Source organism: Alcanivorax sp. MD8A, from assembly GCF_002888555.1.
In the GTDB taxonomy this organism is placed as follows: Bacteria; Pseudomonadota; Gammaproteobacteria; order Pseudomonadales; family Alcanivoracaceae; genus Alcanivorax.
In genome coordinates this window covers 1-14,527 of the sequence record NZ_AQOQ01000021.1, presented here as the reverse complement: position 1 = coordinate 14,527, position 14,527 = coordinate 1, and the positions used below count along the sequence as shown (strand labels likewise).

10 protein-coding genes are annotated in these 14,527 nt (G+C 57.3%); 5 read left to right on the top strand and 5 right to left on the bottom strand.

The features are described from left to right. Positions 1–168: 168 nt before the first annotated feature. From A15D_RS11645 to A15D_RS11635, 3 genes are read left to right on the top strand one after another with little or no spacing between them, the layout of a single operon-like run. Positions 169–1,386, top strand: a complete 1,218-nt coding sequence (locus A15D_RS11645) for a Re/Si-specific NAD(P)(+) transhydrogenase subunit alpha (protein ID WP_102792074.1) — start codon at positions 169–171, stop codon at positions 1,384–1,386. Continuing rightward, positions 1,386–1,661: an NAD(P) transhydrogenase subunit alpha gene (locus A15D_RS11640; protein ID WP_022984109.1), complete on the top strand. Its 276-nt coding sequence runs from the start codon at positions 1,386–1,388 to the stop codon at positions 1,659–1,661. The genes A15D_RS11645 and A15D_RS11640 overlap by 1 nt, the downstream gene beginning before the upstream one ends. Before the next feature lie 3 nt (positions 1,662–1,664). After that, positions 1,665–3,047: an NAD(P)(+) transhydrogenase (Re/Si-specific) subunit beta gene (locus tag A15D_RS11635; RefSeq protein WP_022984108.1), complete on the top strand. Its 1,383-nt coding sequence runs from the start codon at positions 1,665–1,667 to the stop codon at positions 3,045–3,047. 408 nt (positions 3,048–3,455) lie between these two features. Here the strand turns inward: A15D_RS11635 and A15D_RS11630 are convergent, their stop codons facing one another. Both A15D_RS11630 and A15D_RS11625 read right to left on the bottom strand, forming a co-directional pair. Next, on the bottom strand, positions 3,456–4,232 hold the full coding sequence (locus A15D_RS11630; RefSeq protein WP_022984107.1) for a YdiY family protein: 777 nt from the start codon (positions 4,230–4,232) through the stop codon (positions 3,456–3,458). 11 nt (positions 4,233–4,243) lie between these two features. Continuing rightward, complete coding sequence (locus tag A15D_RS11625) at positions 4,244–5,062, bottom strand: mechanosensitive ion channel family protein (protein WP_022984106.1); 819 nt, start codon at positions 5,060–5,062, stop codon at positions 4,244–4,246. A gap of 269 nt (positions 5,063–5,331) precedes the next feature. On the opposite strand from A15D_RS11625, the gene metH reads away from it, so the two are divergent. Continuing rightward, complete coding sequence (gene metH / locus A15D_RS11620) at positions 5,332–9,033, top strand: methionine synthase (RefSeq protein ID WP_102792073.1); 3,702 nt, start codon at positions 5,332–5,334, stop codon at positions 9,031–9,033. A 137-nt stretch (positions 9,034–9,170) separates the two neighbouring features. On the opposite strand, the gene A15D_RS11615 is transcribed toward metH, so the two are convergent. Genes A15D_RS11615 through A15D_RS11605 form a run of 3 tightly spaced genes read right to left on the bottom strand, consistent with a single transcriptional unit; the run spans position 9,171 to position 12,761 of the window. After that, the gene (locus A15D_RS11615; RefSeq protein ID WP_102792072.1) at positions 9,171–9,986 is read right to left on the bottom strand and encodes a DUF2189 domain-containing protein; all 816 of its coding nucleotides are present in this window, start codon (positions 9,984–9,986) and stop codon (positions 9,171–9,173) included. Between the two features lie 34 nt (positions 9,987–10,020). Continuing rightward, positions 10,021–12,000: a PEP-utilizing enzyme gene (locus A15D_RS11610; protein WP_102792071.1), complete on the bottom strand. Its 1,980-nt coding sequence runs from the start codon at positions 11,998–12,000 to the stop codon at positions 10,021–10,023. An 8-nt stretch (positions 12,001–12,008) separates the two neighbouring features. Further along, positions 12,009–12,761, bottom strand: a complete 753-nt coding sequence (locus A15D_RS11605; protein ID WP_102792070.1) for a DUF1461 domain-containing protein — start codon at positions 12,759–12,761, stop codon at positions 12,009–12,011. Between the two features lie 47 nt (positions 12,762–12,808). On the opposite strand from A15D_RS11605, the gene A15D_RS11600 reads away from it, so the two are divergent. Continuing rightward, on the top strand, positions 12,809–14,491 hold the full coding sequence (locus tag A15D_RS11600; protein WP_233192213.1) for a CocE/NonD family hydrolase: 1,683 nt from the start codon (positions 12,809–12,811) through the stop codon (positions 14,489–14,491). The last annotated feature ends 36 nt before the right edge of the window (positions 14,492–14,527 follow it).

The following is a 14,527-nucleotide window of genomic DNA, read 5'->3' as shown; positions in this document are numbered from 1 at the left end:
GGTAGACGCGCAATAAGGTTAGCACCCTGCTGAGGGCCTGTGCCTGGCGCGGACACCCTGTGTCCGAACCCACCAGCCCTCATTTTACGCGGCTTTCAGGGGATTGGGTTGCCACCTTTCCACTCTGATTTGCCGATTATTTGCGAACCACAGACGGGGGTAACGCAGGTGATTATCGGTGTTCCCAAAGAAATCTGCCCTGGCGAGCAGCGCGTAGCCATTACGCCTGCCAATGTCAGCGCTTTGCTGAAGAAACAAGGTGTCGAGATCATCATCGAGCGCGGTGCCGGCGACCTGGCCGGTTATCCGGACAGTGCTTTTGAAGCTGCCGGAGCCAAACTGGTTGATCGCGACGAGGTGTTCAGTGCTTCACAGGTCGTTCTGCAGGTGCAGACCCCTGGTAGCAATACCGAAAACGGCACTGAAGATCTGAACAAGCTGAAGGAAGGCCAGACCCTGATCGGGATGACCGATCCGCTGGCCAACCCGAAATTCGCGCAGTCTTTGGCCGAGAAGAAAATCTCTGGCCTGGCGCTGGAGCTGGTACCGCGGATTACCCGCGCCCAGGCCATGGACGTACTCTCCTCCATGGCCATGGTTGCCGGTTACAAGTGTGTACTGCTGGCTGCCACCGAATCCCAGCGCATGTTCCCCATGAACATGACCGCAGCTGGCACCCTGAACGCCTCCCGCGTGTTTGTCATGGGTGCCGGGGTTGCAGGCCTGCAAGCCTGTGCGACGGCAAAGCGTCTTGGCGCCATTGTGGAAGCCTACGACGTTCGCCCCGCTGCCCGTGAGCAGATTCTCTCCGTTGGCGCCAAGCCGGTTGAGCTGGATCTCGATACCGGCGAAGCAGAAGGCACCGGCGGCTACGCCAAAGCCCAGGGTGAAGACTTCCTCAAGCGTCAGCGTGAGCTGATGACTGAAGTCGTCAAGGAAATGGACGTGGTGATCACCACTGCCGCGGTACCTGGCGCCAAGAGCCCGATCCTGGTGACCGAGGACATGGTGAAGGCCATGAAGCCTGGCGCCATCATCGTCGATCTGGCTGCCGAGCGTGGTGGTAACTGTGAAGTGACCGAGTCTGGCAAGACCGTGGTTAAACACGGTGTGACCATTGTCGGCCCTGAAAATGTGCCCTCCTCTGTGGCTTTCCATGCCAGCCAGATGTTTGGCAAGAACATGGAAAACCTCCTCAACCTGCTGCTCGACGACAATGGCGACCTGCAGCTGGACTTCGAAGACGAGATCGTTGTCGAAACCGTGATCAGTCACGATGGCGACGTGCCCCAGGCCCGTCTGCGTGACCTGCTCGGCCTGCCTGCGCTGGCCAAGCCGGAAGCCCCGGCTGAAGAAGCCGCCGCAGACAGCAAGGAGGAAAAATAATGGATTTCGTAGCTCAACTGACTCTGTTCGTGCTGGCGATCTTCCTCGGTGTGGAACTGATCACCAAGGTTCCGCCTACCCTGCACACTCCTCTGATGTCTGGCTCCAACGCCATTTCCGGCATCACCGTGGTGGGTGCATTGATCGCTGCTGGTTCTGATGCTGGCATGCTCATCAATGTACTGGGGTTTGCTGCGGTGGTACTGGCTACCATCAACGTGATTGGCGGCTTTATGGTCACCAATCGAATGCTGGCGATGTTCAAGAGGAAGTAATTCATGCACGTTTCCCAGAACTGGATTGATATCGCCTACTTGATCGCCGCCTGCCTGTTTGTGGTGGGTATCAAGGGGCTGACCAAGCCGAAAACTGCCGTGCGTGGCAACCTGCTGGCTGCGGCCGGCATGGGTGTTGCTGCCGTGGTTACCCTGCTCAATGAGCACATTGTTACTTATGAAATCATCATTGCCGGTGTCGTTGTTGGTGGCCTGATTGGTGCCGTTATGGCCAAGAAGGTACAGATGACGTCCATGCCGCAAATGATCGCCCTGCTGAACGGCTTTGGTGGCGGCGCGTCTTTCGCGGTCGCGTCTGCGGAGTTCTTCCGTGGCTCTGCGGATAGCACGGTCTCTATCATCGCCACGGGTGCCGCTGTACTGATCGGTGCCGTGACACTGACCGGTTCTCTGGTGGCATTTGCCAAGCTTCAGGAACTGATCGATGGCAAGCCCATGGGCTTCCCGGGCATGAAACTGGTCAATGGCCTGCTGTTTATCGGCTCTGTTGTGGCCGTAGGCTACCTGGTCGTCAACCCGGGCAACGAGGCGGTCTTCTGGGGTCTTGTGGCTGCCGCTGCGGTGCTTGGTCTGTTCCTGGTGCTGCCGATCGGTGGTGCTGACATGCCCGTGGTTATCGCGCTGCTGAACTCCTACTCTGGTGTTGCTGCCTCTGCGGCCGGTTTCGTAATGGGCAACAGCGCCCTGATCATTACCGGTTCCCTGGTTGGCGCCTCTGGCCTGATTCTGACCAGCATCATGTGTAAAGCCATGAACCGCTCCCTCACCAATGTTCTGTTCGGTGTCATGGCGGAAGCTGGCGAAGCCATGGATGAAGACGAAGTCTATGCTGGCAAGGTGAAGTCTACCTCTTCTGAAGAAGTTGCCATGCTGCTTGAGACAGCCCAGCGCGTCGTTATCGTACCGGGCTTCGGTCTGGCTATGGCTCAGGCGCAGCACGCCGTGCGTGATATGGCAGACACCCTGGAAGCCATGGGTTGCGAAGTGGAATACGCTATCCACCCGGTAGCGGGTCGTATGCCGGGTCACATGAACGTACTGCTGGCCGAAGCGGAAGTGTCCTATGACAAGCTCAAGGACATGGATGCCATTAACCCGACCTTCGAACAGACCGATGTCGCCATCGTGCTGGGTGCCAACGACGTGACCAACCCGCTGGCCCGTGAAGACAAGGGTAGCCCGATCTACGGCATGCCTATCCTGAACGTGGACAAGGCCAAGACCGTGGTTGTGGTGAAGCGCTCCCTGAGCGCCGGTTTTGCCGGCCTGCCCAACCCGCTGTTTGCCAAGGACAACACGCTGATGTTGTTCGGCGACGGTAAGGGTGCGGTGCTGGATATCACCACCGCCCTGAAAGAAGGCTGATTGTCAGTCTGACGAAAAAGGGAGCCTGAGGGCTCCCTTTTTTTGTGTCTGCCTTAAATGTCCGGGTCACAGGTCTTGCTATGGCGGACTGAAGCCCCCTGCTCTTTCACAAGTATAACGCCAGTTTCTCAATCTCTTTGGCATCTCCCGTGCCTGAAACCGCTGCATCGTGAACAGCTGATTGCGGGCTAACACGCACGAACCAAAGCGTGAGCGCATTACAGTCAACGCCATGAGGGGATGATCTTTACCGGAAATAGCGATTACCATCTCTCCTCCAGCGCTTACAGACATTCAAATAGCGACTCCTGTGGCGGCTGCGGCTGCGAGATGTGAGTCTTGATGATGTACCATAAAAAAAGCCCTGACTCACTGCCGCAAGTCAGGGCTTTTTTCATGCCTGAAGGATCACTTCAGGGTGTAAACCACGCCAACAGAGAAGGTGTGGTCGGTTTCCTTGGTGCCGTCAGGCGCATCGGAATCGTGCTCGAGCAAGTGGCGCAACCGCAGAGAAAACTTGGAGTTAATCGCGGTGGTCAGCGAGGTTTCTGCACGGGTGTCCGCACCATCCTCACCCACTTCGGTGGAGAAGTCTTCACGGAAAACGGTATTGTCGCTTACCTTCAGATCATACTTGATACCAATACGGGCAATAGCATCCTCTTCCGAGTCCGCACAGCTGAAATAGGTGTCCTGAGGGTCCAGGCACTTGACCCGGTAACCCGGACCGAATTCAGCATCCAGCGTCTGGCGGTCGCTATCAATCCAGCGGCGACCAAGACCAATCGCGTAGCTTGCTTCGTAGTGGTAGCCCGAAAAATTGTCTTTCTTGTACGTGAGAACGTTGAACAGGTAGTTCCTGGATTCTTCACCCAACTTGCGGTCAAGCTTATAGGATGCAAAGTAGTTTTCATCCGTGCGGGTGTATTCTTCCGTATCCGGATCTTCTTCCTGTTCGTTGTTGGCGTCGGCCTTGAACGTATGACGCCACTTGGCGCTGTCGCGGGACATATTGGCATTCGCGTTCGTCGAATCGGAGTTGGTATTCCCCCGCTTGAACAACAAACCAATACCAATATCACCGCTCCACTTGGTTGCACCGTCTTCTGCTGCCTCTTCAGCAGCAAGGCTTGCCACCGGAAGCCCGGTGGCAATCAGCATGGCAGCCAAATACTTACTGCGCATTGAAATCTCCTTTACTCACTCTTGTCCAGGTGGACATCCATTTGCGGGAACGGGATGCCAATACCTGCCTCGTCAAAGCGACGCTTGACGGTTTCTGTCGTATCCCACTTCACACCCCAGAAGTCCGCGCTTTTAACCCACGGACGGCAGAGGAAATTCACTGAGCTGTCTGCCAATTCACCAACAGCAATCACCGGTGCCGGGTCTTTCAGAACGCGATCGTCGGCAGCCAGAATCTCTTCGAGAGTCTTTTTGACCAGTGAAAGGTCTGCATCGTAGGCCACTCCGAACACCATATCCACTCGACGGGTAGGCATTTCTGAGTAGTTGGTGATGTTGCCGGACATGATCGAACCATTGGGTACAGTGATGACCTTGTTATCCGGAGACATCATGATGGTGGCAAAGATCTTGATTTCCTTGACGGTACCGGCAGTGCCGCCAGCCTCTACATAATGGCCAACGCGGAACGGCTTGAACAAAATCAGCATGACGCCGGCAGCAAAATTCCCCAGAGAATCTTTCAACGCCAGGCCTACAGCCAGACCGGCGGCACCAACGATGGCCACCAACGAGGTAGTTTCGACACCCAGTTGATCCAGGGAGGCGATGACCACGAAGACAAACAAGATGATGTGGACGATGTTGCCAATGAACTTGGCGACAGTGGCGTCGACCCGCTTGTCCATCATCCGGTTTACCCAGCCGGCCAAACGGCCAACAATCCATTTACCGACAATGAAAATGACCAGCGCAGCGACGATATTCCACGCATACGGCATCAGGTTTTCATTGGCAAAGGTTTGCAGTTGCGAAAGATATTGCTCCATTGATCATTCTCCTCATCCAGTGAGCGCGGATTATGCCTTATAACCTTGACGAGCAAGCCTCAGGTTCCGCAACACAGCGGCGATTTTACAAAGTTTCACCCAGTCACCCGTAGCACGGGCACTCAATTTCACCGGCCTATGATGAAAGGCTCAAGCACATTTCGCCACCCCTCACAGCCAATTCCGCCCGCATGGGTAACATAATTGGGTCGAGTGCCTTCAATCCGCTATAATAACGGCCCTTTTTTCCCGGTCTCACGGAGCCTTTCATGACCTCAAACCTGCGCGCCCAGCTCACTGCCCAGCTGCAACAACGCATCCTGATCCTGGATGGCGGCATGGGCACCATGATCCAGCGCTGCAAGTTTTCCGAGGAGGATTACCGGGGCACTCAGTACGCTGATTGGCCCAGCGACCTGAAAGGCAACAATGACCTGTTGTGCATCACCCAGCGGGAGCGCATCAAGGCACTGCATAAAGGCTATCTGGACGCTGGCGCCGACATCATCGAGACCAACTCCTTCAACGCCACCTCCATTGCCATGGCCGACTACGACATGCAGGATCTGGCCCGGGAGATCAATGTGGCCGCAGCCAGCGTGGCCCGGGAAGCCGCTGACGAAGCCTCTACACCCGACAAACCCCGCTACGTGGCCGGTGTTCTTGGCCCAACCAACCGCACAGCCAGCATTAGCCCGGACGTGAACGACCCGGGTTTCCGTAACGTGACCTTCGACGCACTGGTAGAGGCCTATCTGGAAGCTCTGGATGGCTTGGTGGAAGGCGGCATTGATCTGGTGCTGATCGAAACCATCTTTGACACCCTGAACGCCAAGGCCGCGGTTTTTGCGGTGGATCAGTACTGCTACGAGAACAAACTGTCCCTGCCGGTGATGATCTCCGGCACCATCACTGATGCTTCCGGTCGGACTCTCACCGGTCAGACCACCGAAGCGTTCTATAACTCCCTGCGCCATGCCCAGCCGATCAGCTTTGGCCTGAACTGTGCCCTTGGCCCCATGGAGTTGCGCCCCTACATCGAAGAGTTATCGCGGATTTCCGAAACCTTCGTCTCCGCGCACCCCAATGCCGGCCTGCCCAACGAAATGGGCGAATACGACCTGGATCCGCCCACCATGGCCCGCGAGATCAAGGGGTGGGCCGAGAAAGGCTTCCTGAACATTATTGGTGGCTGCTGTGGCACCACGCCTGAGCATATCGCCGCCATGGCGGGTGCGGTCGAGGGACTGGCTCCCCGCCCCCTGCCCGACATCGAAGTGGCCTGCCGCCTGTCTGGCCTGGAACCCTGCACCATCACCAAGGATTCACTGTTTGTGAATGTGGGTGAGCGCACCAACGTGACGGGGTCCAAGCGTTTCCTGCGCCTGATCAAGGAAGGCGACTACGATGCCGCCCTGGATGTGGCGCGGGACCAGGTAGAAAACGGTGCCCAGATCATCGATATCAACATGGATGAGGGCATGCTGGAATCCACCGACTGCATGGTGCGATTCCTCAACCTGGTCGCCTCCGAACCGGAAATCGCCAAAGTCCCGATCATGATCGATTCGTCCAAGTGGGAAGTGATCGAGGCCGGGCTCAAGTGCATTCAGGGCAAAGGGGTGGTGAACTCCATCTCCATGAAGGAAGGGGAAGAAAGCTTCCTCCATCAGGCTCGCCTGCTGCGCCGCTACGGCGCTGCTGTGATCGTGATGGCCTTCGATGAAGTGGGCCAGGCGGAAACCCGTGAACGCAAGCTTGAAATCTGTACCCGTGCCTACAAGCTGCTGACAGAAGAAGTAGGCTTCCCGCCGGAAGACATCATTTTTGACCCGAATATCTTCGCCATTGCGACGGGTATTGAGGAACATAACAACTACGCCGTGGATTTCATCGAGGCGGTGGGCGACATCAAACGCACCCTGCCCCACGCCATGATCTCCGGTGGTGTCTCCAATGTGAGCTTCTCATTCCGCGGTAATGACACCGTCCGTGAAGCCATTCATGCCGTGTTCCTCTACTACGCCATCAAGAACGGTATGGATATGGGGATCGTCAACCCCACCATGCTGGCGGTGTACTCGGACATTCCGGAAGAGCTGCGCAACGCCGTGGAAGACGTAGTGCTCAACCGGCATGAAGACAGCACCGAGGTGCTGCTGGACCTGGCCGAGAAGTACCGGGGATCCGGTGCGGAAAAGACCAAGAAGGAAGACCTGGCCTGGCGCGAATGGACCGTGGAAAAGCGCCTCGAGCATGCCCTCGTCAAGGGTATTGCCGATTACGTGGAAGAAGACACCGAGCTCGCCCGCCAGAACGCTGCGCGCCCCCTGCACGTGATCGAAGGCCCGCTCATGGACGGCATGAACGTGGTGGGCGACCTGTTCGGCGAGGGCAAGATGTTCCTGCCTCAGGTGGTGAAATCGGCCCGTGTAATGAAGAAAGCCGTGGCCTACCTGATGCCCTTCATGGAAAAAGAAAAAGAAGAGCTCGGTACCCAGGATGAATCCAACGGCAAGATCCTCATGGCCACGGTAAAAGGCGACGTCCACGACATCGGCAAGAACATCGTCGGCGTGGTCCTGCAGTGTAATGGCTACGAGGTCATCGATCTGGGCGTCATGGTGCCCTGTGAACAGATTCTCGACACCGCGAAGAAAGAAAAGGTGGACATCATTGGCCTGTCCGGCCTGATCACCCCGTCTCTGGATGAAATGGTCCATGTGGCCAGCGAAATGCAGCGTCTGGACATGGACCTGCCGCTGATGATCGGTGGCGCCACCACCAGTCGCATCCATACCGCCGTAAAGATTGACCCGGCCTACCAGCATGCGGTGGTGCATGTGGCCGACGCCTCCCGTGCCGTGGGCGTGGCCTCCAAGCTGCTCTCCAAGGAAGCCAAAACCGAGTATGTCAGTGAGCTCAAGGACACCTATGAAGGGCTGCGTGAAAGACGCAAACAGCAGCAGGTCGACCGCTCGCTGATTTCCATCGAGCAAGCCCGTGAGCACCGCTTCCAGCCGGACTGGAGCGGCTATACGCCACCCGAGCCTGCCGTCAAAGGTCTCAAGGTCTTCGAGGATTACCCGCTGGAAGACCTGGTACAACGTATCGACTGGACCCCTTTCTTCCGCTCCTGGGAGCTCGCCGGTAAGTTCCCCAACATTCTGGAAGACGAGGTAGTAGGTAAGGAAGCCACCCGCCTGTACCGAGATGCCCAGGCAATGCTTGAGAAAATCGTTAAAGAAAAGTGGCTAAGTGCCCGTGCTGTAATCGGTTTTTGGCCAGCCAACTCCGACATGGATGACATCGAGCTGTACCACAAGCCCGGTGACAAGGAGGCCTTCATGACCCTCCATCACCTGCGTCAACAGCTGGACAGAAGCAAGAATGACAAGCCGGATTACTGCCTCAGCGACTTTATCGCCCCCAAGGAAACCGGCCTGACTGACTGGCTGGGCGGCTTTGCCGTCACTGCCGGCATCGGTATCGATGAGCACGTGGCCCGTTTTGAAGCCGACCACGACGACTACTCTGCCATCATGCTCAAGGCCTTGGCGGACCGGCTGGCCGAAGCCTTCGCCGAGCGTATGCACGAGAAGGTCCGCAAGGAATACTGGGGCTACGCCAACGATGAAGCACTGAGCAATCAGGACATGATCAGTGAAAAGTACCGCGGCATTCGCCCTGCCCCGGGCTACCCCGCCTGCCCTGACCACACGGAAAAGGCCCTGCTGTGGGAATTGCTGGACCCGGAAAGCAATGCGGGCATGACCCTGACCGAGAGCTACGCCATGTTGCCCGCCGCCGCCGTTTCCGGCTGGTACTTCTCTCACCCTGATGCCAAGTACTTCGGCACCGGCAAGCTGGCCAAAGATCAGATGGACGATTATGCCGCCCGCAAAGGCATGTCCCGCAAGGAGATCGAGCGGATGGTGCCGCATCTGTTGGGCTACATTGAAGAGCAGTGAACAGTTAACAGTGAATAGTGAACAGCGCGCGGGAGCGTACTGTGTTACGCCAACGAAAGAGGCCGCGTCCAGACGATGGGCGCGGCCTCCTTGCTTTCAAATTCCCCATGCGCTGAACGCGCACTGTTAACTATTCACTATTCACTGCTCTCCGGCGGTAGCTCAAACCGCGCATCCCAATCCGTCGCATCAATCGACTCCCGATACCCGTGCCAGGTGGCGTAGCCCAGCACCGGCAGCAATACCGCCAGCCCGATATAGGCGGTTAACAGGCCGACCAGCAGGCACAGACCGATGAGGCAGGCCCAGATGAATAGCGGGAGCTTGTTACGCAGTACCGCATTGGCACTGGTGATGACACCGGTCACCATGTCCGTTTCGCGATCCATGATCATGGGGAGCGAGAAGGCACTGGCGGTAAAAACGATGGCGCAGAACATGGCACCAACGCTGGAGCCGACACCAAAGAACAACAGCACGTTTTCCAGGTGCCATTCGTTCACCGGGTAAAAGATATAGATCAGGTTGGCCGCACGGGCCCAAACAAGAAAGACGACGATCATGATCACCGTAAAGGTCAGCATATCGCCTATGCAGGAACGCACTTGCCGAAAGCTTTTGCCCAGCGTGGGCGCTTGATTCTGTTGTCGCTGGATACTGATGCCGTACAGATTTAGCGCCAGAATCGGCCCGAGGAACACGAAACCCGAGATCAGCGCCAGGTACAACCCCATGTTGCCGAACCACCAGGTCGCGGCAGTGATAGCATAACTCATTGCAACCATCACCAGCCCATACACCAGGCTCGGCACCGGCGCAGCGCGAAAATCCCGCCACCCTTTTTTCAGCCAGCGAACCGGCGCCAGTGGCTCGATGTGTCGGCAAGGCGCCACGAAAGGACGGGTATCCTCCGGCAGGCCATTTGGCCGAATCCTGGGTTCCTGCTCATCCATATTCGCCTCTCCCTGCAAACTGGATTACACACGGCTAATCACTTTCGCTGATGACCTCAGCCACGTCCAGCTGGCCGTCATCAGCATTCAGCATACCTGCCATCTCGTCACGCACGCTATGCATCACATCACTGGCGGCCCAAATTGCCGGAATACCATACTGGCGTGCCAGGCTGGCGGCGGCATTACCGGAGTCCTGCCCGGCCAACACAATGCCTCCTGCCTGCAACAGCCATGGGGTCCAGGACGGGTCCACCTGATCCATCACCAGAATATCACCGGGTTGAATTCGGTTAAGGCTCCAGGCACTGCACAGGCGTCGAATCGGGCCCTGCACCTGGCCTGCAACCAGTGGCAACCCTTTCAGTAGCGGGCTGGCCTGCAAGCCACCGCCAAAGCCATAGCCAATCTGGTCCATTTTCCAGTCTGGCGCGCCTTGCAGGCTGTCATCCAGGTAGCGCAGTTTCCGCTCGGCAATGGTCTGGTGGTTGGCACTGGCAGGGAGCCCCTCGCCCATCCACAGTTGCCAGAGTTCGTCAAAATACAGGAAGTGAATATCGTCCGGGTGCTGAAGCTGTTGCTGCTTGACCACCAGCGCACCCATCGCCCTGAGCAATTCACGAAAGCGGTTACCGAGCATAAAGCGCAGGGTTCTTACCTGGGCAGCCAACCGGAAAAGCGTCTCATCATTACCGACCGGCACGGCATGGATCACGGCAGTACGCCCTGTGGGCCTGACACTATTGGCCTGGGCGGGTTTTTCAATCAGAGGGGCATGCACCGGATCCGCACCCGGCCGGAGCACGCTGTGTCTCACCGGCTGATCATTGCCCGCAGCCAGTGATTCCACCAACGCCAACTCTTCGCCACTTAGCAGCAATGACAGAGGCAGCGGATCCCCGGTTACCGTTAGCCTGTCAGGAACATGCAGATAGGCCAGCTCTCCATCAATACGACTCAGACGCTCGCCAATGGCATCGAGCTGCATAAACCCGCGCCACAGTGTATCTCTTGTCACTTCGGGCATCTGCCATTGCCTGATAGCGCGACGAATGCTGCCCACTGCGATCTGTTTAAAAAACAGACCCGGGGCTGCAGAGGGCTTCACACGCTCAAGCCCTTGCCAGGCCGGAGGCACTTGACCGACAACACCCGCGTGCTGGTCCTGAAGCGCACGGAAATACGCACAGTTGGTGTAAATGTGGCTATGTTGGCGGCGATAGGGCTCAATTTTATTTAATTGCTGCCATCCATTTCGCTGCACCAACGGCTCCCAAAATGCCGTCTTCAACCAGCGGCCCGCCAGGGTGTACCACAACGGTGTTTCAGCCTGGTTGAACAGCGTATGCCCTGCCCGGCGGGTCCAGGCTTCCCGGGGTTCTGGCAATGAGCCCACTGGAAGTGTTTGCAGCAACCACACCTTGTCACCGTCAAACACCCATTCGCCGGCCTGGGGGCGGTCAAAGTTACTCTTGAGTGAGTCATGCAGCGCAAGCAGCCTGGCTTCGCCAATGACCTTGTGGAGGGCAGCGTTATCGTGACTGGCGTGAACCAGGCGACCCGACTCATCAAAGATAGCTCGCTGGCGATCTGGATTGCCGTCAGCAACACCCTCCACCACGACGTGAGGCAAGTCCTGTCGTAGCGGGTGACGAGTGAAAAGCACCCCCGCCGCTTTTTGTCTCGGCAACGCCTGAATGACAACATGCTCGGGAGCCTGCTCACGGGCAAAAATGGAATGCAGCGCGGCCGCGAGGGCAGCATCAGAATCCAGATTCAATAAGCTTTCACGGCGGGAATCAGGGTTCATGGGCCCCTGTTGTAAAACCCAGTAACGCTCTTCAGCAAACATGCGTGGCAGCGCTTTCAGGGTATTCGCCAATGCCTCACTGGCGACGCCCTCAACAGCGCTTCGCATAACCCGCCAGCTGGGAGGAACAGGCAAACCCAGGGCAGCCCACCGTTGCAGGTTTTCCCCACCCTCGGGGTCTGCTGTCAGTACTTCTATGCTCATGACAGGTGTCATTTCCTGTTTCTTTTGGTGTTCAATCGGCCTGCGATTCCAAGACCTGCCAGATAAAAGGCCGGCAACAGCAGCAATGCCCCCAGAGCAATGGCCAGCGCAATTCCGCCAAACAGGGCCGGCGCTTTCATCAACGTGCTCATCAGCGACTCCTGCCAATAGAAAAACCACTGGTGGTCAGCAGGAAACAGCCAGATATGAAACTGATAAAACACCTCGGTAGGCCCCACAACGCCAAGCCACGCTAGCACAGCCATAACAGCGATGACAGTGATCACCACACGCCCCCGCCATGCGGGCATGCCCAGCGATAGACAGCACCATGCCAACGGCAGCCACAGCACCAGCAGCAACACAAAAAGCCATCGCCCTGCATCAATGAGGTTTGCGACATCCTGCAGGTGAATGACCTCCGCGCGATGCAACAACAGGGAATGTTGGCCCGACGGCAAGGGGTAACGAATATTCGATAGCCCATGACCATGGTCATGAACCGCATCCCGTATTTGCTCAAACGCCCTGACATGCTGTTCGGGGGGCAATTGCTCAAAGCCCCGCTTGAAGCGATTCTGGGGAGCATACTCGTTGATGTGCTGCTCAATACCCAGCTGCTTGTACCAGAAGGGGTAGCCATAGTTGACTTGGCTGTACAAGGCCCAGCTGAGCAGCACCGCGAGCAATACGGTCGTGACAGCATAGAAGAACCACACTAAAGTGGCTGCCTTGGGGCGTTTGCCCACCGTAGTTCCCATTGGTACCCCCGCAATAAAACAGAATAATAAACAGAGGACGTAGCAGCATGCGACCGCTCTTCCCGCCTTTCGCCCTGCTCCTGGTTATGTTGGCAGTGGCTGGCTGTAGTACCACACAGCTCCCCAAAACCAGCGCCACGCTGACTCAATCCGCCCAAAAAGCCGATTATTTTCAGGTTCGTATCCCGACACGAGACGGGAAGAAACTGGCGGCCACAGTGTACCAGCCAGAACTGCAGGCGGGGCAAAGTGCGCCACTAATTATCGCCACCCATGGTTTTGGTGGATTTCGCGCCAAGCGGCCAATGTCGATTTACGGCAAGGCCATTCTCACTGGCGAGGCCGCCATCGCCGCATGGAAAGCCGGCTACTGGGTGGTGTTCTACGACCAGCGTGGCTGGGGCCAATCGGGTGGCCGCGTTCATATGATGGACCCGGATTATGAAGTCGCAGACCTGAGCCAGGTCATCGACTGGTCACTGGATCACCTGCCCGGCATTCGCCGTCTGGAAGATAACAGCCCCGCCATCGGCATGATCGGTGAGTCCTACGGGGCTGGCGTGCAGACCCTTGCCACCTTTACCGAACCCCGTCTCAAAGCCCTGGTGCCCCTCACCGGCTGGCACGACATGAACAGCCTGGCACCGAATGGTGAATTCCGGACTGGCTGGGGAGCCATCCTTCTCAGTGCCGGTGCCATCAATAGCGGTTTCGACGTTGGTGAAATGTTTGCCAAACCCTGGAATAGCGCTTTCGATGGCACTGTCAGCCAGGACATGCAGGCCCTGCTCTATGAACGCAGCCCAGCCAGCTTCTGTGACAAAGGCATGGCCCCCCATGCGGATGCTCTCTTTATCCAGGGCTTCCACGACACCATCTTCGCGTTTCAGGAAGCCGAAAAAAATGCGGATTGCTGGAAGGCGCAAGGCAGGGATGCACGCATCGTTGGCCTGCAAGGTGGCCATGTCATGCCATGGCCGATCCAGCAATGGCGTGGCTGGCTACCTCTTTATCAGACAGAAGATACGGTGCACTGTGGCGATTACGAAGCCTCTACCACTGACACCATCCTCAGCTGGTGGGACGAGAAGCTCAAAGGCGAAGACCCCGTGGTACCCCAGTACTGTGTCAATGTGACAGAAGACCGCGGGCTGGCACTGCAAGACGGGCTACCCCCAGCCAACCAGTTCAACCTGCCCAAATCCAAGGTAACCATTCCATTGGCGGGTGCCTTTGAGTGGCTGATGATCCCCTTTGACAGTGGCTCTGACCTGTTTCGTGCCATGTGGCCAGGCGCTGACCTGCGTGATCTGAAACCCAATGGGGGTTTCGGTCGCCCCAAATTCATCCCGCTGTATGTGGCCAAGGGGGATGATGAAGTCATGCTCGGCACCCCCAAAATCGACCTGCGGATAGCAGGCACCTCAAGCTCGGATAGCATGCCTTTATTCGTGGGTGTCGGTGTGCAGAATGCCAACCGTCGACGAGTTAGAGTCGCCAGCGAGCAGCTGACGCCACTGCCAGAGAAAGGTATCTACGAAATGGAGTTGCCCGCGGTCAGTCAACCGCTTGAAGCGGGTGATCGGGTCGGCCTGATTGTGTACGGATTTACCAGCCAGTTCCCGCTGAATTCGGCTTTCCTGGCCCGCTCGGCAACCTTGAAGGGGGATGTGTGGTTACCGCTAACGCGAGAGGACGCCATCTCACTGGCACCGGAACGCCCCTTCTAAGCATTTAGGGAGCCTCTGGATAACTCCTTGCGTGCT

Coding starts and splice junctions, on each gene's coding strand:
- A15D_RS11640 (WP_022984109.1), top strand. CDS start 1,386: ATGGATTTCGTAGCTCAACTGACTCTGTTCGTGCTGGCGATCTTCCTC.
- A15D_RS11635 (WP_022984108.1), top strand. CDS start 1,665: ATGCACGTTTCCCAGAACTGGATTGATATCGCCTACTTGATCGCCGCC.
- A15D_RS11630 (WP_022984107.1), bottom strand. CDS start 4,232: ATGCGCAGTAAGTATTTGGCTGCCATGCTGATTGCCACCGGGCTTCCG.
- A15D_RS11625 (WP_022984106.1), bottom strand. CDS start 5,062: ATGGAGCAATATCTTTCGCAACTGCAAACCTTTGCCAATGAAAACCTG.
- metH (WP_102792073.1), top strand. CDS start 5,332: ATGACCTCAAACCTGCGCGCCCAGCTCACTGCCCAGCTGCAACAACGC.
- A15D_RS11615 (WP_102792072.1), bottom strand. CDS start 9,986: ATGGATGAGCAGGAACCCAGGATTCGGCCAAATGGCCTGCCGGAGGAT.
- A15D_RS11610 (WP_102792071.1), bottom strand. CDS start 12,000: ATGAGCATAGAAGTACTGACAGCAGACCCCGAGGGTGGGGAAAACCTG.
- A15D_RS11605 (WP_102792070.1), bottom strand. CDS start 12,761: ATGGGAACTACGGTGGGCAAACGCCCCAAGGCAGCCACTTTAGTGTGG.
- A15D_RS11600 (WP_233192213.1), top strand. CDS start 12,809: ATGCGACCGCTCTTCCCGCCTTTCGCCCTGCTCCTGGTTATGTTGGCA.